The organism is Streptomyces solicamelliae (assembly GCF_045348655.1).
GTDB lineage: Bacteria > Actinomycetota > Actinomycetes > Streptomycetales > Streptomycetaceae > Streptomyces > Streptomyces solicamelliae.
Genome location: NZ_CP160404.1, coordinates 1808320 through 1830920, shown reverse-complemented (window position 1 = coordinate 1830920; position 22601 = coordinate 1808320). Strand labels below are relative to the sequence as shown.

Annotated in this window: 21 protein-coding genes and 1 riboswitch; of the genes, 15 read left to right on the top strand and 6 right to left on the bottom strand. The window is 71.7% G+C overall.

Translation table 11 applies throughout. The features are described 5' to 3' along the window. Window positions 1–11: 11 nt before the first annotated feature. Window positions 12–413: a hypothetical protein gene (locus ABZO31_RS08475; RefSeq protein ID WP_406860488.1), complete on the bottom strand. Its 402-nt coding sequence runs from the start codon at window positions 411–413 to the stop codon at window positions 12–14. Window positions 414–590: 177 nt separating this feature from the next. Between ABZO31_RS08475 and ABZO31_RS08470 the strand changes: the two genes are divergently transcribed. The 6 genes from ABZO31_RS08470 (at window position 591) to ABZO31_RS08445 (ending at window position 7720) form a co-directional block, all read left to right on the top strand. Further along, a complete protein-coding gene (locus tag ABZO31_RS08470) occupies window positions 591–1211 on the top strand; it encodes a cytochrome c oxidase subunit 3 (protein ID WP_406860487.1) in 621 nt (206 codons plus the stop codon). A 73-nt stretch (window positions 1212–1284) separates the two neighbouring features. Next, on the top strand, window positions 1285–2094 hold the full coding sequence (locus tag ABZO31_RS08465) for a c-type cytochrome (protein ID WP_406860486.1): 810 nt from the start codon (window positions 1285–1287) through the stop codon (window positions 2092–2094). Continuing rightward, window positions 2091–3143: a ubiquinol-cytochrome c reductase iron-sulfur subunit gene (locus ABZO31_RS08460; RefSeq protein WP_406860485.1), complete on the top strand. Its 1053-nt coding sequence runs from the start codon at window positions 2091–2093 to the stop codon at window positions 3141–3143. The genes ABZO31_RS08465 and ABZO31_RS08460 overlap by 4 nt, the downstream gene beginning before the upstream one ends. Further along, complete coding sequence (locus tag ABZO31_RS08455; protein WP_406860484.1) at window positions 3140–4765, top strand: cytochrome b; 1626 nt, start codon at window positions 3140–3142, stop codon at window positions 4763–4765. The genes ABZO31_RS08460 and ABZO31_RS08455 overlap by 4 nt, the downstream gene beginning before the upstream one ends. Before the next feature lie 130 nt (window positions 4766–4895). Then, on the top strand, window positions 4896–5960 hold the full coding sequence (trpD, locus tag ABZO31_RS08450; protein ID WP_406860483.1) for an anthranilate phosphoribosyltransferase: 1065 nt from the start codon (window positions 4896–4898) through the stop codon (window positions 5958–5960). Window positions 5961–6037: 77 nt separating this feature from the next. Continuing rightward, a riboswitch (SAM riboswitch) is annotated at window positions 6038–6154 on the top strand. 186 nt (window positions 6155–6340) lie between these two features. Beyond that, on the top strand, window positions 6341–7720 hold the full coding sequence (locus ABZO31_RS08445; protein WP_406860482.1) for an aminotransferase class V-fold PLP-dependent enzyme: 1380 nt from the start codon (window positions 6341–6343) through the stop codon (window positions 7718–7720). Window positions 7721–7781: 61 nt separating this feature from the next. Here the strand turns inward: ABZO31_RS08445 and ABZO31_RS08440 are convergent, their stop codons facing one another. After that, complete coding sequence (locus ABZO31_RS08440) at window positions 7782–8063, bottom strand: Lrp/AsnC family transcriptional regulator (RefSeq protein ID WP_393649547.1); 282 nt, start codon at window positions 8061–8063, stop codon at window positions 7782–7784. Next, complete coding sequence (locus ABZO31_RS08435; RefSeq protein WP_406860481.1) at window positions 8060–8782, bottom strand: rhomboid family intramembrane serine protease; 723 nt, start codon at window positions 8780–8782, stop codon at window positions 8060–8062. The genes ABZO31_RS08440 and ABZO31_RS08435 overlap by 4 nt, the downstream gene beginning before the upstream one ends. Before the next feature lie 176 nt (window positions 8783–8958). Between ABZO31_RS08435 and ABZO31_RS08430 the strand changes: the two genes are divergently transcribed. The 5 genes from ABZO31_RS08430 to ABZO31_RS08410 all read left to right on the top strand — a co-directional run bounded on the left by ABZO31_RS08430 (window position 8959) and on the right by ABZO31_RS08410 (window position 14318). Further along, entirely contained in the window at window positions 8959–9201 is a 243-nt protein-coding gene (locus tag ABZO31_RS08430; RefSeq protein ID WP_393649549.1) for a hypothetical protein, read from the top strand. A gap of 33 nt (window positions 9202–9234) precedes the next feature. Continuing rightward, window positions 9235–10599 (top strand): NYN domain-containing protein, encoded by a 1365-nt coding sequence (locus tag ABZO31_RS08425; RefSeq protein ID WP_406860480.1) that lies wholly within the window; start codon window positions 9235–9237, stop codon window positions 10597–10599. Between the two features lie 260 nt (window positions 10600–10859). Beyond that, window positions 10860–11888 carry a C40 family peptidase gene (locus ABZO31_RS08420; protein ID WP_406860479.1) on the top strand — a complete coding sequence of 343 codons (1029 nt, stop codon included), beginning with the start codon at window positions 10860–10862 and terminating at the stop codon, window positions 11886–11888. Between the two features lie 176 nt (window positions 11889–12064). Further along, entirely contained in the window at window positions 12065–13075 is a 1011-nt protein-coding gene (locus ABZO31_RS08415) for an NlpC/P60 family protein (protein WP_406860478.1), read from the top strand. A gap of 16 nt (window positions 13076–13091) precedes the next feature. After that, window positions 13092–14318 (top strand): hypothetical protein, encoded by a 1227-nt coding sequence (locus ABZO31_RS08410; RefSeq protein ID WP_406860477.1) that lies wholly within the window; start codon window positions 13092–13094, stop codon window positions 14316–14318. Between the two features lie 37 nt (window positions 14319–14355). On the opposite strand, the gene ABZO31_RS08405 is transcribed toward ABZO31_RS08410, so the two are convergent. After that, complete coding sequence (locus tag ABZO31_RS08405; protein WP_406860476.1) at window positions 14356–14880, bottom strand: PadR family transcriptional regulator; 525 nt, start codon at window positions 14878–14880, stop codon at window positions 14356–14358. A 116-nt stretch (window positions 14881–14996) separates the two neighbouring features. Between ABZO31_RS08405 and ABZO31_RS08400 the strand changes: the two genes are divergently transcribed. Then, window positions 14997–16364 (top strand): MATE family efflux transporter, encoded by a 1368-nt coding sequence (locus ABZO31_RS08400; protein WP_406860475.1) that lies wholly within the window; start codon window positions 14997–14999, stop codon window positions 16362–16364. On the opposite strand, the gene ABZO31_RS08395 is transcribed toward ABZO31_RS08400, so the two are convergent. Continuing rightward, window positions 16328–17617: a glycosyltransferase 87 family protein gene (locus tag ABZO31_RS08395; protein ID WP_406865291.1), complete on the bottom strand. Its 1290-nt coding sequence runs from the start codon at window positions 17615–17617 to the stop codon at window positions 16328–16330. The genes ABZO31_RS08400 and ABZO31_RS08395 overlap by 37 nt on opposite strands. A 72-nt stretch (window positions 17618–17689) precedes the next feature. Here ABZO31_RS08395 and ABZO31_RS08390 point away from each other — a divergent pair, with 72 nt between their 5' ends. Then, complete coding sequence (locus ABZO31_RS08390; RefSeq protein WP_406860474.1) at window positions 17690–18865, top strand: glycosyltransferase family 4 protein; 1176 nt, start codon at window positions 17690–17692, stop codon at window positions 18863–18865. A 276-nt stretch (window positions 18866–19141) separates the two neighbouring features. Here the strand turns inward: ABZO31_RS08390 and ABZO31_RS08385 are convergent, their stop codons facing one another. Continuing rightward, window positions 19142–20938, bottom strand: a complete 1797-nt coding sequence (locus tag ABZO31_RS08385) for an AMP-dependent synthetase/ligase (protein WP_406860473.1) — start codon at window positions 20936–20938, stop codon at window positions 19142–19144. Window positions 20939–21195: 257 nt separating this feature from the next. On the opposite strand from ABZO31_RS08385, the gene ABZO31_RS08380 reads away from it, so the two are divergent. Continuing rightward, a complete protein-coding gene (locus ABZO31_RS08380) occupies window positions 21196–21963 on the top strand; it encodes a metallophosphoesterase family protein (RefSeq protein ID WP_406860472.1) in 768 nt (255 codons plus the stop codon). Between the two features lie 108 nt (window positions 21964–22071). Next, complete coding sequence (locus ABZO31_RS08375; protein ID WP_406860471.1) at window positions 22072–22515, top strand: SRPBCC family protein; 444 nt, start codon at window positions 22072–22074, stop codon at window positions 22513–22515. The last annotated feature ends 86 nt before the right edge of the window (window positions 22516–22601 follow it).

The window sequence follows — 22601 nt, the reverse complement described above, 5'->3', positions numbered from 1 at the left end:
CCTCGTAAGGGTTACGCGTCCACCGCGAGCCGGGCCCGCAGCAGCCCCGCCAGGGCGTCGGTGAAATCCACCGGCTCCACCGGCAGGGTGACCGCCGCGTCGGCCCGGCTCCAGGTGGCCAGCCAGGCGTCCTGGGGGCGCCCGATCAGCAGCAGTACCGGCGGGCAGCGGAAGACCTCGTCCTTGATCTGCCGGCAGACGCCCATGCCGCCCGCAGGCACGGCCTCACCGTCCAGGACGCACACGTCGATCCCGCCCGCCTCCAGGCGCGCGAGGACCGCGGGCAGCGTCGCGCACTCGACGAACTCGACCGGGGGGACGTCGGAGGCGGGCCTGCGCCCGGCCGCCAGGCGCACCTGCTCCCGCGTGTTCGCGTCGTCGCTGTAGACCAGGACCGTGGCGCTCGACTGCATCGTTCCTCCGTGAAGGTCATCAACCGATGCGCCGGATGCTACTCCGACCCACACCCCGTCAACAGCCGTTCAACACCTGTTCGAAGGGTGCTTCGCTGGGCCGTTCGGGCTGGACACGAGGGCCTGACACTCCGAACGGCACCCCCCGGAGTGAGGGCGGGATAAGCGACCGACATAATGTCGGTCGTGGCGACAGCAACGACAGTAGATACCGGGCACGCGCACCCGTCGGTCAATCGACCGAACCTCACCAGCGTCGGAACCATCATCTGGCTGAGTTCCGAGCTGATGTTCTTCGCGGCCCTCTTCGCGATGTACTTCACCCTGCGATCGGTGACGGGTGCCGAGTTCTGGACGGAAAAGGCAGACGCCTTGAACTTCCCGTTCTCGGCGACCAACACCACGATCCTGGTGCTCTCCTCCCTCACCTGCCAGCTCGGCGTCTTCGCCGCCGAGCGGGGCGACGTGAAGAAGCTCCGGACGTGGTTCATCATCACGTTCGTGATGGGTGCGATCTTCATCGGCGGCCAGGTCTTCGAGTACACCGAGCTGGTCAAGCACGAGGGGCTCTCGCTCTCGTCGGACCCGTACGGCTCCGTGTTCTACCTGACCACCGGCTTCCACGGCCTGCACGTGACGGGCGGACTCATCGCCTTCCTGCTGGTCCTGGGCCGGACGTACGCCGCCAAGAGGTTCACTCACGAGCAGGCAACCGCCGCCATCGTCGTGTCCTACTACTGGCACTTCGTCGATGTCGTCTGGATCGGCCTCTTCGCCACGATCTACATGATCAAGTAGTCGGACGTCCTCACCGGCGAACCGACACATCCAGCAAGCATCGACGCAGAAGATCCTGACACCGGGGTAATCCGTGAAAAAGCTCTCCGCACGACGACGCCATCCGCTGGCGGCGCTCGTCGTCCTCCTCTTCGCGCTGGCGGCCACTGGGGGGCTGTACGCCGCGTTCGCGCCCGCGGACAAGGCACAGGCCGACGAGACCGCCCAGTCCCTCGCCATCGAGGAGGGCAAGAAGCTCTACGCCGTAGGCTGCGCCAGCTGCCACGGAACCGGCGGTCAGGGCACCTCTGACGGCCCGTCCCTGGTCGGCGTCGGCTCCGCGGCCGTGGACTTCCAGGTCAGCACCGGCCGTATGCCGGCGCAGCAGCCGGGCGCCCAGGTGCCCAAGAAGAAGAACATCTACTCGAACGCGGACATCGACCGGCTCGCGGCGTACATCGCCTCGCTCGGCGCCGGCCCGATCACGCCGACCGAGAAGCAGTACAGCCCCGAGGGCGCCGACATCGCCAAGGGCGGCGAGCTGTTCCGCTCCAACTGCGCCCAGTGCCACAACTTCACCGGTGAGGGCGGCGCGCTGACGCACGGCAAGTACGCCCCGAGCCTTGAGGGCGTGAGCCCGAAGCACCTCTACGAGGCCATGCAGACCGGCCCGCAGAACATGCCCTCCTTCCCCGACACGACGATGCCGGAGAAGGAGAAGAAGGACATCATCGCGTACGTCCAGGCGGTCAACAGCGACAAGACCGACAACCCGGGCGGCCTCAAGCTCGGCGGCCTCGGCCCGGTCTCGGAGGGCCTGTTCGCCTGGATCTTCGGGCTGGGTGCCCTGATCGCCGTTGCCGTCTGGGTCGCGGCCCACACCGCTAAGGCCAAGAAGTCATGAGTAGCCAAGAGATTCCAGAAGAGAACCTGCCCGCAGCGCAGGACACCGCGCACGGCGCGGTGAAGGTCGCCGACGACCCGTTCGCCGACCCGGGCCTTCCGCCCCACAAGCCGCGCATCCAGGACATCGACGAGCGGGCCGCCCGGCGGTCCGAGCGTGCGGTCGCCTTCATGTTCGTGCTGTCGATGCTGGCCACCGTCGCCTTCATCGCCTCGTACGTGATCTTCCCGGTCGACCAGATCGTCTACATCTGGCCGTTCGGCCGGGTGAGCGCGCTCAACTTCGCGCTCGGCTGGAGCCTCGGCCTCGCCCTGTTCTTCATCGGCGCGGGCGCGGTCCACTGGGCCCGCACCCTGATGTCCGACGTCGAGGTGGCCGACGAGCGCCACCCGATCGCGGCCTCGCCGGAGGACAAGGCGAAGGTCATGGCGGACTTCGCGGCCGGCGCCGACGAGTCCGGCTTCGGCCGTCGCAAGCTGATCCGCAACACCATGTTCGGTGCGCTCACGCTGGTGCCGCTCTCCGGCATCGTGCTGCTGCGCGACATGGGCCCGCTGCCGGAGAAGAAGCTCCGCACCACCCTGTGGGCGAACGGCAAGCAGCTCATCAACATGAACACGCACGAGCCGCTGCGTCCCGAGGACGTCGCGGTCGGTTCGCTGACCTTCGCGATGCCCGAGGGTCTGTCGGAGCACGACCACGACTTCCAGGTCCAGATCGCCAAGGCCGCCCTGATGATCGTCCGGATCCAGCCGGAGGACATCAAGGACCGCCGTGAGCTCGAGTGGTCGCACGAGGGCATCGTCGCCTTCTCGAAGATCTGCACCCACGTGGGCTGCCCGATCTCGCTGTACGAGCAGCAGACGCACCACGTGCTCTGCCCGTGCCACCAGTCCACCTTCGACCTGTCCGACGGCGCCCGCGTCATCTTCGGCCCGGCCGGTCACGCCCTTCCGCAGCTGCGGATCGGTGTGAACGACAAGGGCAACCTCGAGGCGCTCGGCGACTTCGACGAGCCCGTCGGTCCTGCCTTCTGGGAGCGCGGATGAGCACTGTGACGGATACGAAGAAGAAGGCCCCCGCCGGTGAGCGGGTGGCCGACTGGGCCGACGGTCGCCTGGGGATCTACACGCTGGCCAAGGCCAACATGCGGAAGATCTTCCCGGACCACTGGTCCTTCATGCTGGGCGAGATCTGCCTCTACAGCTTCATCATCATCATCCTGACGGGCGTCTATCTGACGCTGTTCTTCCACCCGTCGATGAACGAGGTGGAGTACCACGGCAGCTACGTCCCGCTGCAGGGACAGCTGATGTCCGAGGCGTTCAACTCGACCATGCACATCTCCTTCGATGTGCGCGGTGGTCTGCTCATCCGGCAGATCCACCACTGGGCGGCGCTGATCTTCCTCGCCGGCATGTTCGTGCACATGATGCGCGTGTTCTTCACCGGCGCGTTCCGCAAGCCGCGTGAGATCAACTGGCTGTTCGGCTTCCTGCTGTTCTTCCTGGGCATGTTCACCGGCTTCACCGGTTACTCGCTCCCGGACGACCTGCTCTCCGGCACCGGTGTCCGCTTCATGCAGGGCGCGATCCTGTCGGTGCCGATCGTCGGCACCTACCTGTCGATGTTCCTGTTCGGCGGAGAGTTCCCCGGCGGCGACTTCGTGGCCCGGTTCTACTCGGCCCACGTCCTGCTGCTCCCGGGCATCATGCTCGGCCTGGTGGTCGCGCACCTGATCCTCGTGGTCGTGCACAAGCACACCCACTACGCGGGTCCGGGCCGTACCAACAAGAACGTGGTCGGCATGCCGCTGCTGCCGGTGTACATGGCCAAGGCCGGAGGCTTCTTCTTCCTGGTCTTCGGTGTCATCGCGATCATCGCGGCGATCGCCTCGATCAACCCGATCTGGGCGCTCGGCCCGTACCGGCCGGACCAGGTGTCCACCGGCGCACAGCCCGACTGGTACATGGGCTTCGCCGAGGGTCTGATCCGTGTCATGCCGGGCTGGGAGATCGACTTCGCGGGCCACACGCTGGTCCTCGGCGTGATGATCCCGCTGGCGATCTTCCCGGCGGTCCTCGCGGCCATCGCGGTCTACCCGTTCATCGAGTCCTGGATCACGGGCGACAAGCGCGAGCACCACATCGCGCAGCGCCCGCGCAACGCTCCGACGCGCACCGGCTTCGGTGTCGCCTGGATCACCGCGTACATGGTCATGCTCGTGGGCGGCGGCAACGACATCTGGGCGACGCACTTCAACCTCTCGATCAACTCGATCACCTGGTTCGTGCGGATCGCGTTCTTCGTCGGCCCGGTCATCGCCTTCATCGTGACCAAGCGGATCTGCCTGGGTCTCCAGCGCCGCGACCGCGACAAGGTGCTGCACGGCCGCGAGTCCGGCATCATCAAGCGCCTGCCGCACGGTGAGTTCGTCGAGGTCCACACGCCGCTCAGCCAGGGCGAGCTGCACCTGCTCACCGCGCACGAGCAGCACGAGCCGGCCGAGCTGCCGCCCGCCGTCGACGAGAACGGGGTCGAGCGCAAGATCGGCCGCATGGAGAAGCTGCGGGTCAAGCTCAACAAGGGCTACTACGGCGAGGGCAGCCAGATCGCCAAGCCCACCGCCGAGGAGTACAAGGAGATCCAGAGCGGCCACGGCCACCACTGATCACCTGCACCACCCGACCTGAGGTCGCCACGGCAGGAGCCCCGTCCATTCGCTGGACGGGGCTCTTTGCCGTCCCCGGGGGTCGATAGGGTGGGAGTGGAATTTTCCCGGTACGAGATCAGGAGCGACCATGAGCGCTGTGACCCCCGCTGGAGGCACCACCACGGCGGACCGCTCCTGGCCCGTCGTCCTGAACGGCCTGCTCGACGGCCGCGACCAGAGCGCGGAGGACACCGCCTGGGCCATGGACCGGATCCTGCGCGGCGAGGCCACCGACGCGCAGATCGCCGGCTTCGCGGTCGCGCTGCGCGCCAAGGGCGAGACGGTGGAGGAGATCACCGGACTCGTCCGCACCATGTACGCCCACGCCAACCTGATCGAGGTCCCCGGGCCCTCCGTGGACATCGTCGGCACCGGCGGCGACGGGGCGAAGACGGTCAACATCTCCACCATGTCGGCGATCGTGGTGGCCGGTACCGGCGCCAAGGTCGTCAAGCACGGCAACCGGGCCGCGTCCTCCGCCTCCGGCGCGTCCGACGTCCTGGAGAAGCTCGGCGTCAACCTGGAGCTGACCCCGAAGCGGGTCGCCGAGGTCGCCGAGGAGGCCGGCATCACCTTCTGCTTCGCGGTGAAGTTCCACCCCGCGCTGCGGCACGTCGCCGCGGCCCGCAGGGAACTCGGCATCCGGACCACCTTCAACTTCCTCGGCCCGCTCACCAACCCGGCGCGCGTGGAGGCCCAGGCGACCGGCGTGGCCGACCGGCGGATGGCCCCGATCATGGCCGGAGTCCTGGCCGAACGCGGCTCGTCCGCGCTGGTCTTCCGCGGCGACGACGGCCTGGACGAGCTGACCACCACCGCCACGTCCACGGTGTGGGTGGTCCGCGACGGCGCGGTCCGCGAGGAGTCCTTCGACCCGCGGGACGTCGGCATCGACCTCGTCCCCGTCGAAGCGCTGCGCGGCGCCGACGCCTCGTACAACGCCGACGTCGCCCGTCGGCTGCTGACCGGCGAGACCGGCCCGGTGCGGGACGCCGTCCTGCTCAACTCGGCGGCCGCGCTGGCCGCGCTGAACCCGGGCGAGGGCACCCTTGCGGAGCAATTGCGCGCCGGGATCGAGCAGGCCGCCGAGTCGATCGACTCCGGGGCCGCCCGCCAGGCCCTGGAGCGCTGGATCGCGGTGAGCAACGCGTAGACGCGCCGTCGCGCGGCCCCGTCCGGATGACGGACGGGGTTGCGCGGTACGCGAGCAGTGGCATACGTTCAGCAACAGGTCATGAGTGACAGCCTCGAAGCCCCGGCTGGCTGTCCGGCAACCCTCCGTCCGTGGCGGGGTGCCCCGGGTGAAGACCGGGCCGTGGACAGCAAGGTCCACGGCAAGCGCGGACCCCTGCGCCAACCCTGGGGTCCTGGTCCTCAAGGGAGCAGTCTCGTGAGCAAGCGAATGCGATAGGGCTTCCCGGCCCCTTCTCCGCACCCCCTTATTCCTTTTTCCGTGCGCCTCCGCGGCGACGCGTCGTCCGCGTCGCTCCGTGTCGAGGCGCCGAATTCGCCTGCCTCGTCCGGGAGTTCGCCATGTCTGTTTCCGCCGTCGCCACCACCGCCGCCGCCACCGATGCCGCTGTCCGCGAGCCGCTGCCCGTCCTCGGCCGGGACGTGACCGTTCCGCTCGTCACGGGCGGTGAGGTGGCGTACGCGGCGCTGGACTACGCGGCCAGTGCCCCGGCGCTGCAGCGGGTGTGGGACGACGTGGCGGCGTACGCCCCGTACTACGGCAGCGTGCACCGCGGTGCCGGGTACCTCTCGCAGTTGTCCACCGACCTGTTCGAGAACAGCCGGGCCACGGTGGCGGAGTTCCTGGACTGCCGGGACGGCGACCAGGTCGTCTTCACCCGCTCGACCACCGACTCGCTCAACCTGCTGGCCGCCGTACTCCCCGAGGGCTGCCAGGTGTTCGTCTTCGAGACCGAGCACCACGCCTCCCTGCTGCCCTGGCAGGACGCCCAGGTCACGTACCTGAACGCTCCGCGCACCCCGCAGCAGGCCGTCGACACCCTGGAGCGCGCCCTGGCCGACCGGGATCCTCACGGCCCGGCGCTGGTCTGCGTGACGGGTGCGTCGAACGTGACCGGTGAGCTGTGGCCGGTCCGTGAACTCGCCGCCGCGGCGCACGCGCACGGCGCGCGGATCGTCCTCGACGCCGCGCAGCTGGCCCCCCACCACGCGGTCTCCGTGCGGGAGTCGGACGTGGACTGGGTGGCGTTCTCCGGCCACAAGCTGTACGCGCCGTTCGGCGCCGGCGTCCTGGCCGGCCGGGCCGACTGGCTGCAGGTGGCGGAGCCGTACCTGGCCGGTGGCGGTGCGTCGCGCACGGTGGCCCGGCGTGCCGACGGCGGGGTGCACGTGGAGTGGCACACCACCGCGGCCCGTCATGAGGCCGGCTCGCCCAACGTCATCGGCGTCTACGCCATCGCCGCCGCCTGCAAGGCCCTCACCGAGGCCGGCTTCGACTCCCTCGTCGCCCGTGAGCAGCACCTCATCGACACCGTCCGTGCGGGTCTGGCCGAGGTGCCGGAGGTCAGGGTGCTCTCGCTGTTCGGCGACGACGCGCCCCGCGTCGGGGTCATCTCGTTCGTCGTGGAGGGCTGGAACAGCTCCCACTTCGCCGCCGCGCTCTCCGCCGAGTACGGCATCGGCGTCCGCGACGGCCTCTTCTGCGCCCACCCGCTGGTGCGCACCCTGCTGGGCAGCGACCCGCAGGACGCCGGTGAGTGCGGGGCGCCGGAGGCCGGGCCCGGTGAGCCCTCCCTGAACGCGATCCGGGTGAGCTTCGGGGCCGGTACGCCCGACGAGCACGTCGAGCGGTTCGTCGCGGCCGTGAAGGAGCTGGTCCGGGACGGCGCGCAGTGGAAGTACCGCACGGAGGACGGCCGCTGCGTTCCCGACCGTGGCTGATCGCCCACTCGTACGGGTGAAGGGGGCTCCCTGGCGGGGCCCCCTTCCTCGTGCGACCCGCCTACGACTCCAGGCCGATGGCGAAGGCCGCCTCCAGGTCGTGCTGGGAGTACGTGCGGAACGCGACGTGCGTGTCCGTGGCCTCCACGCCGGGGATCTTGCTGATGCTGCCGGGGATCACGTCCGCCAGATCGTCGTGCCGGGCCACCCGGACCATGGCGATCAGGTCGTAGGTGCCGGTCACCGAGAAGACCTCGCTGACGCTGTCCAGCGCGGCGATCGACTCCGCGATCTCGGGGATGCGGTCCACGCTGGTCTTGATGAGCACGATCGCGGTGATCATGGCTGGCGTTCTCCCTCGGTCGCCGCGGCTGGAGCCTTCACCCTATCTCTCCGCGCGAAGCGCCCCCAGGCGTAGAGGAAGCCCAGCGCGAAGCCCACCACGTGGGCCAGATACGCCACGCCCGGACCGGGCCCGGCGGCGCTGGCCGCGAGCCACTGCAGCACGAACCAGAAGACCAGCACCATCCAGGCGGGGAAGCGCAGCGGCAGGAACAGCAGGAAGGGGAACAGGCTGGTCACCCGGGCCCGCGGGAAGAGGAACAGGAACGCCCCGAGCACCGCCGAGATCGCCCCCGACGCCCCGACCAGGGTCTGCTCGCTGGTCGCGTGGGCGGCCGCGTACGCGAGCAGCGCGAGATAGCCGCAGCCGAGATAGAAGAGCAGGAACTCCAGCCGGCCCATCCGCTCCTCCGCCATCGCGCCGAACACGGAGAGGAAGAGCATGTTGCCGAGCAGATGCAGCCAGCTGCCGTGCACGAACAGCGCGGTCAGCGGGGTGAGCAGGGTGCGCGGCTCGCTGCTCATCAGCTCCGCGGGGACCACGCCCCAGCGGCGGAACCAGTCGCTCTGCGCGGCGAGCAGCCGGTCGCCGGTCCCGTACACCGGATTGAACCCGGAGACCGGGCCGAGCAGGAAGACCAGGCAGCAGACGGCGATCAGGCCGTACGTCATCGCCGGTCCGTGCACCGCGCCGCGTGCCGTCGCCCGCCAGTCGATCATGCACAGATCATGGCGTAAGCGGACCGAGCGGGACAGAGCGCCTCGCCGCGTGGCCCCGGACCCGTGGACGGGACCCGCGTCGGGGGTGCGGGGGAGACTAGGGTGACGGGCAGTACTTCCGCAGTTCGACGGCGCACCGCGGGACCCCTCGAAGGAACAGGAAGAAGGACGGCACCATGACGACGGTTCCCCAGCCGACCGCCGAGACCCGCTGGCGCTGCACGCTCTGCGGCAACCTGACCCGCTTCGACGTGACCCGCTCCTCGAAGGTCGTCGAGTACGTCCATCTGGACCTGGCCGGCGAGCCCACCGTGGAGGAGCGCGAGGTGCTCAGTGAGACCATCGAGTCGGTCCGCTGTCGCTGGTGCAACGCGGTGGACCAGATCGAACTGGTGGACAGGCCGGGTACGGCTTCCTGAGGCACGGCGCGGACGACGATGAGGTGACGGAACGTGGAGCAGCCCGCACGGGACGGTGAGCCGGCCGGTGCGGCGGGCGATGCCGCCGAGGCGCTCGACCGACCCCTGCCGGAGGGTGTGCGGCGGCGGGTCGTCGCGCTGGTCGCCGACGCCTTCGGCGGGCTGACGGTCGCCGAGCTCCCGTCCGCCCTGCGGCAGTACGCGCGTTTCACGCCCAGTCGCCGCGCCAAGTTCGCCGGTACGGCCATGGCCGCCGCCCTGGAGACCGACGCGCTGTTCCGGCAGCGGATCGGCGAGCGGTTCAAGGACGCCGAGCCCGAACTGGCCGCCGCCGTCGAGTCCGGCAGCCCCCCGGCCGCCGCCGACCCGGTGGACGTGGCCGCGGCCGCCTACATGCTGCGGCCGCCCGGCTGGGTGAAGCTGGTCGCCGCCGCCGGCGAGGAGGTCCAGCGCGCTGACGCCGAGCGCGCCGACGAGGCCGGACGGCGCGAACTGGAGCGGCTGCGCGAGGAGGTGGCCGCCGCCAAGGAGCGCGGCCGCGCCGAGACCGAGCAGCTGCGCCACGACCTGGAGGCGGCCCGCAGGGAAGCGGAATCGCTTCACCGGAAGCTGCGCAGCGCCCAGAGCGACGTGAAGCGCGGCGAGGCCGCGCTGCGCCGCAGCCGGGGCGAGATCGACGCGATCAAGGCGGAGTCCGCCGCGCAGGTGTCGGCCGCCGAGAGCGAGACCCGCCGGCTCAAGTCCCGCCTCGGGGAGGTCGAGGCGGCCCTGGAGGGCAGCCGGCGCGCCGCCCGCGAAGGCCGCTCGGTGGAGGACATGCGGCTGCGGCTGCTGCTCGACACCGTGCTCGACGCCGCGCAGGGGCTGCGCCGCGAACTGGCCCTGCCGCCGGTGTCGGTGCATCCGGCGGACCTGGTGGACGCGGTGGAACCGGGGCGGATGTCGCCGAAGGACATCGCGGCCCGCGCGCTGTCCGAGACCGATCCCGCGCTGCTCGACCAGCTGCTGGCGCTGCCCCAGGCGCATCTGGTGGTGGACGGCTACAACGTGACCAAGACCGGCTATCCGACGATGCCGCTGGAGAAGCAGCGGCTGCGGCTGCTCGGCGGGCTCTCCGGCCTCGCGGCCCGTACGGGCGCCGAGGTCACCTGTGTCTTCGACGGGGCCGAACTGGCCGCGCCGGTGCTGCTCGCGCCGCCCCGCGGTGTCCGCGTGCTGTTCTCGAAGCCGGGCGTGACGGCCGACGAGCTCATCCGGCAACTGGTCCGGGCCGAGCCGCCGGGCCGGCCGGTCGTGGTGGTGTCGACCGACCGCGAGGTCGCCGACGGCGTGGCCAAGTCGGGTGCCCGGCCGGTCGCGTCCGCCTTGTTGCTGAAGCGTCTTTCGCGCCTCTCGTGACGAGTCGGCAACTGGTGAGCGCAATGCCCGAATTCTGATCCGCGCAGGGTCAAGTACTCATCACTGCCCGTGTGTCGTATGTAAATAATGTGCCGCCCGGGCGAGATTTTTCGCATGAGGATTTGAACTGATCACAACTCGGTCACTAGGGTCGGGCCTCGAACCTTCGCGCGGTTGATCATCCATCCCGGGTGGCAGTGAAGGGCCCCGCCTGCCTCCCCGTGCGGCCAGGCGGCCTGAGGCAGAAGGAGCTCGCCCAAGTGGCGTCCCACCGTCGTCCCAAGCAGCCGAGCCGCACCCGCGTGACCGTCCTCACGGCCACCGCCGCCGCAGCCGTCGCCCTCTCCGCCAACGCCGGTGCCCAGGCCGCGCCGAAGCCGAAGGTCGAAGAGGTCAAGTCGAAGGTCGACAAGCTCCACCACGAGGCCGAGGAGGCCACGGAGCAGTACAACCTGGCCGAAGAGCGCCGCGGCAAGCTGCAGAAGGAGATCAGCGCCCTTCAGGACAAGGTGGCCCGCGGCCAGGCCGATCTCAACACCCTGCGCGAGAGCATCGGTTCGGTCGCCAGCGCCCAGTACCGCTCGGGCGGCATCGACCCCTCGCTCCAGCTCTTCCTCTCCTCCGACCCGGACACCTACCTCGACAAGGCGTCCGCCATCGACCAGTTGACCGCCAAGCAGGGCGAGGTCCTCCAGTCGATCCAGGAGAAGCAGCGCACCCTCGCCCAGCAGCGCGCCGAGGCCACCACGAAGCTGGCCGACCTGGAGAGCGTCCGCAAGACGCTCGGCGAGAAGAAGAAGTCCTTCCAGGGCAAGCTCGCCGAGGCCCAGAAGCTCCTCAACACCCTGACCGCCGCCGAGCGCGCGAAGATGCAGGCCGAGGAGCAGCGCGCCAGCCGCGCCGCCGGCGACCGCGTCGACCTGGGCAACGAGGTCCCCGCCTCCCAGCGCGGCGCCGCCGCCCTCAACGCCGCCGCCACGCAGCTCGGCAAGCCGTACGTCTCCGGCGCCGAGGGCCCCAACTCGTACGACTGCTCCGGTCTGACGCAGTGGTCGTACCGGCAGGCCGGCGTCGACATCAGCCGCACCACGTACACCCAGCAGAACGACGGGGTGAAGATCGGCCGCAGCCAGCTCAAGCCGGGCGACCTGGTCTTCTTCAACAGCCTGTCCCACGTGGGCCTGTACGCGGGCAACAACACGATCCTGCACGCCCCGAAGCCGGGCGCGGTCGTCCGCTACGAGTCCATGGACTACATGGGCACCTTCCAGTTCGGCGTCCGTATCTGACGTCCCCCGGACTCCGTTCGGGCGAAATCGCCCCACCCCGCTCTGACTCCACGCCCCGCCGGTGACCTGTGATCTCCGGTGGGGCGTCACTGTGCGTACGCGGCGCGTTCGTTGGTGTCGCGTGACCGACGGGTTACTGTCTGCCGTCGCGACAGCTACCCGAAGGAGCGCGGTACGTGGCGTCCCATCGCCGGCCCTCGAAGGCCACCGTCCTGTCCGCCGCCGCGGTCACCGCAGCCGCGGCCCTCGGCGGTGCCGCACCCGCCCTCGCCGACCCGCACGACGGCCCCGAGACCGCCCGGGCCACCGTCGACCGGCTCTTCGAGGAGGCCGAACGCGCCACCGAGGGCTACAACAAGGCCGACGAACGGGCCGACAAGCTGCGGGCCGAGGTCGCCCGGGTCCGCGACAGCGTGGCCCGCGGCCAGGAGCGGATCAACCGGATGCGCGGCTCCCTCGGCACCCTCGCCGGGGCGCAGTACCGCTCCGGCGGCATCGACCCCGTGCTCGACCTGCTGCTCTCCTCCCGCCCCGAGACCTACCTCGACCGGGCCTCCGCCCTCGACCGGCTCACCGCCCGGCAGGGCGACGCGCTCAGCCGACTCCACCGCGAACTGCGCCACTTGAACCAGGAGCGCACCGAGGCGAGCCGGGCCCTCACCGAACTGGAGCGCAGCCGGAAGCAGGTCGCCGAGCACAAGCGGACCGTCGAAAAGAAACTGGCCGCCGCGCGACGGGCCCTCGAAGCCCTGCCGGCCGGCGAGCGGGCCGAGTTCGACCGCGCCTCCCGCTCCGGCCGGGACGGCGAACTCCCGCCGCTCGCGGGCCTGGGTGCGTCCTCCTCCCGGGCCGCCGCCGCGGTCATGGCGGCGCGCAGCGCGGTCGGCAAGCCGTACGTGTGGGGCGCGACCGGGCCGTCCGGCTTCGACTGCTCGGGCCTGATGGTGTGGTCGTACCGGCAGGCCGGGGTCAGCCTGCCGCGCACCTCGCAGGCGCAGCGGTACGCCGGCCGGCAGGTGCCGCTCTCGCAGGCCCGGCCCGGCGACCTCGTCACGTACCGCGGCGACGCCAGCCATGTGGCGATCTACGCCGGGAACGGGCAGGTGATCCACGCCCCGTACCCGGGCGCGCGGGTCCGCTACGACCCGGTGAACATGATGTCCCACGTCACGGTCACCCGGGTCTGACCGTACGATCGGGAGAATGGCAGGCCAGGGGAGCGGGAGAGCACGGCGCGCGGCCGTCTGCCTGCTCGCCCTCGTCGGCCTCGCCGGCCCGCTCGGCGGATGTGCGACCACCGCCGCCCCGGCGGACCCCGCGTCGCGCGAGATCCAGCGGCTCCTGGACCGGCGCGCCCGGGCCGTGCTCGACCGCGACCCGGCCGGGTACGCCGCCGCCTTCGAGGCCTCGGGTGCTGCTGCCGCGCGTCGTGAGTACGCGAACCTCGCCGACGTGCCCTTCGCCTCCTGGACGTACCGCGTGACCGACGTCGACCGCACCGGCGACGGGCGGGCGGTGGCGAAGGCCGACCTGGACTACCGGATACGCGGCCATGACAGCGGCCCGGTGACCACCTCGCTCGTCCTCGACCTCACCGAGCGGGACGGCGACTGGCGGCTGACCGCCGAGCGGAACGGCGCCGGGGCCGCCCAGCAGCTGTGGCAGCAGGGCGACGTGGAGGTGGTGCGTGGCGCGCGCAGCCTGGTGCTCGGCGTCGGCCAGAGCGACGCCCGGCTGCGCGAGCTCGCCGCGCAGGCCGACCGGGCCACGCCCGCCGTCTCCGCCGCCTGGCCCCGGCCCTGGGCGGGCCGGGTGGTGATCCTCGCGCCCGACTCGCTGGACGCGATGGGCCGGCTGCTCGGCGCGCCCGCGGCCGGGTACCGGGGGATCGCGGCGGTCACCACCGGCGAGACCGGTGGCGGCGCGGACCGGCCCGCGGACCGGGTGATCGTCAACCCCGAGGCGTACGGCGTGCTCGGCGCGTACGGCCGGCAGGTCGTGCTCACCCACGAGACCACGCACGTGGCGACCCGGGCGCACACGTCCGCGTCCACGCCGATGTGGCTCTCGGAGGGTTTCGCAGACTGGGCCGCGTACCGGGGCGGCGGCCGCACCGCCGCGCAGACCGCGCCGGAGCTGCGCCGCGCGGTGCAGGCGGGCCTGGTCCCGGACCGGCTCCCGGACGACGACGTCTTCGCCTTCTCCGGTGACGGGGAGGCGCTGGCCCGTGCGTACGAGTCGGGCTGGCTGGCCTGCGAGCTGATCGCCGACACGTGGGGCGAGCGGCGGCTCGCGGACTTCTACGCGGCCGTCGCCGCGCATCCACGCCGGGAAGGCGCGGTGGAGAAGGCGCTGCACGACGTCCTGTCCACCACGCCGGAGGAGTTCACCGCCCGCTGGCGGACGCACATGACGGAGCGTCTGGGCTGAGCTGCCCTGCGGGTGGGCTGACCTGCCCTGCGGGCCCTCAGTCGTCGAGGAGCGCCAGGGTCTCCTTCAGCCAGGCTTTCTCGGCGGTGCCCGTGGCCCGCGCGATGCGGAGCATTCCGGCGCGGAAGAGGTCCGGCTCCTGTTCGGCGCGGACCGGGGCGCCCTCCCGGTAGAAGAAGCTGGCCGGGGTCTCCAGAAAGGCCAGTCGGCGGCGCAGTACCGCGGCCTGCGCGGCGGGGGAGTCCAGCAGGCCGAGGAAGGCGAGCACGGTGTTGAAGCGCTGTCCGTCGGTGATGTCGGCCTCCTTCGGGTCGCTCAGCCGGGTCCGGAGCTCGGCCCGGCCCGCGTCCGTCAGCGACAGGGTCCGCCGTGCGGCCCCGCCCGCGCCCGGCTCCGTACGGCTCTCGAGCAGGCCCGCCTTCACCAGGCGGGTGAGCGCCGGGTAGAGCGCGCCGTCGCTGACCGGCCGGAGGTGGCCGCTCAGCCCGTGGATGCGCTCCTTGAGTTCGTAGCCGTGCAGCGGGCCGTCGTGCAGGAAGCCCAGGATCGACAGCTCCAGCACCCGGTGCTCCTCTCGCGCTTGTCGTGTACCCGACTCTCATGGTACCTCTCGTCGAGGTACCTCGAATCGAGGGACCGTATCGGGAGGGGAGAGAGTCTGTGTCGGGTGGGGGAGCCATGGGGCATCGCGGGCGGCTCGTCGCGCTGGCGTACCCGGTCTACTTCGAGCTGCTGGCCTCGGTCGCGGCCGGGATCATCAACATGGTCTGGGTGGCCCGGCTCGGCCCCGCCGCGGTCGCCGCCGTCGCGGTGGCCACCAACGTGGAGAACCTGCTGCTCGGCGTGGTCCTGATGGCCGGCTCAGGGACCACCGTGCTGGTCGCCCGGGCCCGCGGCGCCGGCGACCCCGCAGCCGTACGGGCCGCCGTCCGGGGCGGGGCCGCGCTGTGCGCGCTGCTCGTCCCGCCGGTGGCCGCGGGCGGGTTCCTGCTGCGCGAGCCGCTCGCCGGGCTGCTGCTCGGGGACGCGGGGACGGCCGGGCTCGCCGCCGGGTACTTCGCGGTGTCCCTTCCGGGCATGGCGGTGTTCTTCGCGGGCCATGTCGTCGACGGGGTCCTCAAGGGCGCCGGGGACACTCGGACGCCGATGCGGCTGGCGTTCCTGTCCAACGGGCTGATCCTCGTCCTCGACCCGCTGCTCATCGGCGCGTACGGCATCGCCGGGGCCGCCGTCGCCACCGTGGCCGGGCGCGGGGTCGCGCTGGCCGTGGGGCTGTACGTGCTGCGCCGCAACGCGCTCGTGCGCGCGGCCGCCGCCGTACCGCCCGCGGAGGGGTTGCCGGCCGCGCTGCGGCGGACAGCGGCCACCGGCTTCCCGATGGCGGTGGACTTCGCCGTGCGGATGGCCGGGACGCTCGTCCTCGTGGTGATCGTCGCGCGGCTCGGGGTCGTCGAGGTCGCCGCGTACGGCATCGCGACGAAGGCGATGTACGTCGCCACCATGGCGTTCTACGCGGTCTGCCAGGCCGCCGCGATCCACACCGCGCACCTGCGCGGCACGACGGAGGTCCCGCCTGCCCGGGCGCAGTCGAGAGCGTGGGGGAGTGACGGGCGCCGGACGGTCGGCCGTGAGGTGCTGCTGCTCGGCGGGGGGCTCGGGGCGACGGCCGCGGTCCTGCTGCTGCTCGTCGCCGGCCCGGTCATGCGGGCCTTCGGCGCGGCCCCCGAGGTGGCCGCGGCCGGGGCGCTGTACCTGCGCTGCCTCGGGCCGTACCTCGTGCTGATGGCCGCGTCCATCGGGCTCACCGGGGTGTTCCAGGGCAGCGGCGGCACGCACGTCCTCGCCCGGGTGACCGTGGCCGGCGTGCTGGTGCAGCTGCCGCTCGCGTACGCGCTGTCCGGGCCCGCCGGGCTCGGGCTGCCCGGGATCTGCCTCGGCATGGCGCTGGCGATGGGCGGCCAGTGCGCCGCACTGACCGCCCTGCACCGCCGCGCGGTGCGGGCCGCGGATCAGGAGCCGAGCAGCGTCCTGTCGCGGGCGGGCTGACCGGTGCGGGCCGGTGCGGGCACGGTCGACGGGGCGGCGGCCGTGCGCGGCGCGGTGACCGTCTGCCGCCACAGGACGCGGCAGGCGGCGACCGAGGCCCACACCAGCAGACCGTTGCGGACCAGCAGGAGCAGCAGGCCCAGCGGGTCGCTGTCCACGACGTGCGAGAACCACACCGGGAACTCGAACTGCGTGACCGCCGTCGCCGCCAGCACCAGGTACGCGGGCCGGCGCATCGCGCTGGAGCGGTACACCAGACACACCGCGGCGAGGCCGACCAGCCAGATCATGTACTGCGGGCTGATCACCCGGCTGGTCACGGTGAACAGCAGCACCGCCGTGAACGCCGCGTCCGCGACCGTCGTCGAGGAGAACGCCCGGGCCCTCAGCCGCCACACCAGGAGCCAGCCGAAGGCCGCGGCGGTCAGCGCCATCGCCGCCGTGCTGACCTGCGGCACCCACGGGCCCAGGAACTCCACCGAGCCGTAGTTCAGCAGCACCTGGCCCTCCCAGCCGAAGTGCCGGGCCACGTGGAACACCAGGGCGCCCAGTGACTCGACCTCTGTGCCGCGGTCCCGCTGAAACGTCAGGAACGCGAAACCTCCCGGCATCCAGGCGCTGAACACCAGGAGCAGCGCCACGCCCACGCCGGCCGCCGCCGACCAGGAGCGCAGCGTCGCCCGGCCGCGCGGGGTGCCGGCCAGCAGCAGCGCCGGCCAGACCTTCAGCATCGCGCCGAACGCGGCGAGCGCGCCCAGCACGCTCGGCCGGCGCAGCGCCGCGAGCAGCGCGGCCACGGCGACCGCGGTGACCATCAGGTCGTACCGGGCGTACGCCGTCGGGCCGAGCAGCGGCACGGCCGCGATCCACAGCCACGCCCCGCGCAGCGAACGGCCGCGCCGGCGGCCCGTGTACAGCAGCAGCCCGAACACCAGGGCGTCGGCGGCGAAGGCGAGCAGGAAGAAGGCGGAGGAGTAGTCCAGGAACGGCAGCAGACCGGGGGAGAGGATCGCGAGGGCGGCGCCCGGCGGGTACTGCCAGGTCACGTCGTCCAGCGGGTACGTGCCCGCCTTCAGGACCTGGCTCCACTCCTGGTAGATCACCTCGATGTCGGTGGTGACGTCCGGGCCCGGGACGACGATCACCCGGAACACACAGAGCAGGAGCAGCACCCGGGTCAGGGCCCACATCCCGAGGGGAAGCCGGAGTGCGGTCAGCGTCTTGTCCGTCTTGTCCACGGTCGCGCCCGTCATGCCTGCCTCGTCCTTGTCGTGTATGTCCGCGATCGCGGGGTTTGTCATGCCCGGCGGGGTTGTGCGGGAACCATGGCGCGAAGCCGTTCGGTACTGTCGGCGACGATGCACAAGACCTTGATCGTAACCAACGACTTCCCGCCACGACCCGGCGGAATCCAGGCGTTCCTGCACAACATGGCGCTCCGTCTGGATCCCGAACGGATCGTCGTCTACGCCTCCACGTGGAAGCGCAGCCGCGAGGGCGTGGCGGCGACCGCGGCGTTCGACGCGGAACAGCCTTTCACGGTGGTGCGGGACCGCACCACCATGCTGTTGCCCACACCCCGGGTGACCGCGCGGGCGGTCGGGCTGCTGCGGGAGCACGGCTGCGAGTCGGTCTGGTTCGGCGCGGCCGCGCCGCTCGGCCTGATGGCTCCGGCGCTGCGCAGGGCCGGGGCGCGGCGGATCGTGGCGACGACACACGGGCACGAGGCGGGCTGGGCGCAGCTGCCGGCGGCGCGGCAGCTGCTGCGGCGGATCGGCGAGGGGACGGACACGCTCACGTACCTCGGCGAGTACACCCGCTCCCGGATCGCCTCGGCGCTGACCCCGGCGGCGGCGGACCGGATGGTCCAGCTCCCGCCGGGCGTGGACGAGAAGACCTTCCACCCGGACTCGGGCGGGGACGCGGTGCGCGAACGCCTCGGCCTCGCGGACCGCCCGGTCGTGGTCTGCGTCTCCCGTCTGGTGCCCCGCAAGGGCCAGGACACGCTGATCAGGGCGATGCCGGCGATCCTCGAGGAGGTCCCGGAGGCGGTGCTCCTGATCGTCGGCGGCGGCCCGTACGAGGCCGATCTGCACCGGCTCGCCCGCGAGACCGGTGTGGCCGATTCCGTACGTTTCACCGGCGCGGTGCCGTGGGAGGAGCTGCCGGCGCACTACGGGGCCGGCGACGTCTTCGCGATGCCGTGCCGGACGCGGCGCGGCGGCCTGGACGTCGAGGGCCTCGGCATCGTGTACCTGGAGGCCTCGGCGACCGGCCTCCCGGTCGTCGCCGGCGACTCCGGCGGCGCGCCGGACGCGGTCCTGGACGGCGAGACGGGCTGGGTGGTGCGGGGCGGGGCCCCGGAGGACTCCGCCGACCGCATCGTCACCCTCCTCAAGGACCCCGCCCTCCGCCGCCGCATGGGCGAACGCGGCCGCGCCTGGGTCGAGGAGAAGTGGCGCTGGGACCTCCTGGCGGACCACTTGCGCGAGCTGCTGTAGCGCAGGGCCTGGGGAGCCGTTCGCCATCGGGGTCGGTCCGGCGCCGGGGCGTCCCGGAGCACGCGGCGACCGGCTGCCGGCGCTCGTCGACGGGTTGGGCACGCAGCTGCTGTCCGGGCGGCTCGGCGAGGAGGCCGCGCCGGCCGCGCTCGACGCCCTGCTCGCCCGGCTCGCCCTGCTCTTCGGCTGAGACCGACCGGGCCCGCGGAACGGCGGATGCCCGTGGCCGCCCCCTCGGGGGCCGCCACGGGCATCCGTGCGTCGTCGGGCGGGCGCCTACGCGCCGTAGATCGCCTCGATCTCGTCGGCGAAGTCCTTCGCGACCACGTTGCGCTTCAGCTTCAGGGACGGGGTGATGTGGCCCGCCTCCTCCGTGAACTGGGTCGTGAGGATGCGGAACTTGCGGACCGACTCCGCCTTCGACACCGCCGCGTTGCCGTCGTCCACCGCGCGCTGGATCTCCGCGAGCAGCTCCGGGTCCTCCCGCAGCGCCGCCGCCGTCGCGTCCGCCGGCTTGCCGTTCTCCGTGGCCCAGCGGCCCAGGAACTCCTCGTCCAGCGTGACCAGCGCGCCCACGAACGGGCGGCCGTCGCCGACCACCATGCACTCCGCGACCAGCGCGTGCGCCCGGATCCGGTCCTCGATGACCGCCGGGGCGACGTTCTTGCCGCCCGCCGTCACCAGGATCTCCTTCTTCCGGCCGGTGATCGCGAGGTAGCCGTCCTCGTCGAGCGTGCCGATGTCACCGGTGTGGAACCAGCCGTCGGCCAGCGCCTCGGCGGTCGCCGCCGGGTTGTTCCAGTACTCCTTGAAGATGTGCTCACCGTGCAGCAGCACCTCGCCGTCGTCGGCGATCCGCACCACCGAGCCCGGCAGCGGCTGACCGACCGTGCCGATCTTCTGCCGGTCCCACGGGTTGAACGCCGTCGCCGCGCAGGACTCCGTCAGGCCGTAGCCCTCCAGGACCGTGAAGCCGATGCCGCGGAAGAAGTGGCCGAGCCGCTCGCCCAGCGGCGCGCCGCCCGAGATGGCGTACTCGCCGCGCCCGCCGAGCACCGCCCGCAGCTTGCTGAAGACCAGCTTGTCGAAGACCTTGTGCTTGAGCTTCAGGCCGAGCGACGGGCCCTGCGGCGTGCCCAGCGCGCGGCTGTACGCGATCGCCGTGTGCGCGGCCTTGTCGAAGATCTTGCCCTTGCCGTCGGCCTGCGCCTTCGCCCGCGCCGAGTTGTAGACCTTCTCGAACACACGCGGCACGCCGAGGATCAGCGTCGGCCTGAACGAGGCCAGCTCGTCGGTGAGGTTCTTGATGTCCGGGACGCAGCCGAGGCGGATCGGCGCCATCACGGACGCCACCTCGACCAGCCGTCCGAAGACGTGCGCGGCCGGCAGGAAGAGCAGCACCGAGCACTCGCCGGTACGGAACAGCGGCTTCAGCCGCTCCACCACGTTGCCGCACTCCGCGAAGAACGCGCGGTGCGTCAGCACACAGCCCTTCGGCCGGCCCGTCGTGCCCGAGGTGTACACGATCGTCGCCACGTCGTCCGCGTTCGCCGCCGACATGCGCTCGTCGAGCAGTTCGTCGGAGACCTCCGCGCCGGCCTCGGTGAGCCGCGCGACCGCGTCGTCCTCGATCTGCCACACGCCCGCGAGCGCCGGCAGGTTCGCCTGCACCGACGCCACCGACTGCTGGTGCGCGGCCGACTCGACCAGCGCGAGGGTCGCGCCCGAGTCGCCGAGGATCCACTGGATCTGCTCCGGCGAGCTGGTCTCGTACACCGGCACGGTCACCGCGCCCGCGCTCCAGATCGCGAAGTCGAGCAGGACCCACTCGTACCGGGTGCGGGACAGCAGGGCGACCCGGTCGCCCACGCCCACGCCCGCCGCGATCAGACCCTTGGCCACCCCGCGCACCTCCGCGAGGAACTGCTTGGCCGTGACGTCGGTCCACGTGCCGGCCACCTTGCGGGCCATCACGGCGACGTCTGGATGCTGGGAGGCGTTGCGGCGGATGAGATCCGTCAGGTTGCCGTCCGTGGGGACCTCGTAAAGGGCCGGAAGGCTGAACTCGCGCAAGACTGCTGCTCCTCATCGGGCGCCGGCGCCACGGCTCTGTGTGCTGCACCGGTGCGGTCCAAGACCGGGAGGTGCTCTCGTGGGGGAAGAGCACGACTGGACTGCCCGGACGTTACCCACCAGTACATGGTTCCCGGTAGGGGGTCCCGGCCAGATGTTCCGTGCATCACACACAAGTGGTTCTGCTTCGCGCACAGTAATCCACAGGTCTCGAGACTCCCAAGTAACCGCAGGTCCGACGCCCTAAGGTGGGGGCCATGCGAGTCCATGTGGTCAGTGACGTGCACGGGAACACCGAGGGTCTCGTCAAGGCGGGGGACGGGGCCGACGCGCTGGTCTGCCTCGGGGACCTGGTCCTGTTCCTCGACTACGCCGATCATTCGCGGGGGATCTTCCCCGATCTCTTCGGCGTGGCGAACGCCGACCTGATCGTGGAGCTGCGCACCGCCCGCCGTTTCGACGAGGCGCGTGACCTGGGCAGACGGCTCTGGTCCGAGCTCGGCATCGACCGGGAGACGGCCATCGAGTCCGCCGTGCGCCGCCAGTACGCGGAGCTGTTCGCCGCCTTCCCCACCCCGACGTACGCCACCTACGGCAACGTCGACATCCCGTCCCTCTGGCCGGAGTACGCCGCCCCCGGCACCACCGTGCTCGACGGCCAGCGCGTGGAGATAGGCGGCCGGGTCTTCGGCTTCGTCGGCGGCGGCCTGCGCACCCCGATGCGCACCCCGTACGAGATCCCCGACGAGGAGTACGCGGCCAAGGTCGAGGCCCTCGGCGAGGTCGACGTGCTCTGCTCGCACATCCCGCCGGACGTCCCGGACCTCACGTACGACACCGTCGCCCGCCGCTTCGAGCGCGGCAGCCGCGCCCTGCTCGACGCGATCCGGCGCACCCGCCCCCGGTACGCGCTCTTCGGCCACGTCCACCAGCCGCTCGCCCGGCGGATGCGGATCGGCGCGACGGAATGCGTGAACGTCGGGCACTTCGCCGCGACCGGGAGGCCGTGGGCCCTGGAGTGGTGACGCCGCGGGGCCCGGAGAGGTGACGCCGTGGGCGGTGGAGTGGGGACGGAGGAGCACGCGATAGCCTTCGTCCCGTCCTCTTCCTTCGATCACTCGAGGAGCCCCGCGATGGCGGAACACACCAGCTCGAGCATCACCATCGAGGCGGCCCCGGCCGATGTCATGCGCGTGATCGCCGACTTCGACCGCTACCCCGAGTGGACCGGCGAGGTGAAGGAGGCCGAGGTCCTGGAGAAGGACGCCGCGGGCCGTGCGGAGAAGGTCCGGCTCCTGCTCGACGCGGGCGCCATCAAGGACGACCACACCCTGGCGTACACCTGGACCGGCGACGACGAGGTCAGCTGGACGCTGGTCAAGTCCCAGATGCTGCGCGCCCTCGACGGCTCGTACCGGCTGCGGGCGGCGGGCTCCGGCGACCGCACCGAGGTCACGTACCAGCTGACGGTCGACGTCAAGATCCCCATGCTCGGCATGATCAAGCGCAAGGCCGAGAAGGTCATCATCGACCGCGCCCTGGCGGGCCTGAAGAAGCGCGTGGAGTCGGGCGCGTAGCAGCCGCCGCCCGGGTCCCCCCGGACGGAGTCCGGGGGGAGGGTGGGCACAACCCCCGGTGCGGGCTGCGCGTACAGGGCCGTTCA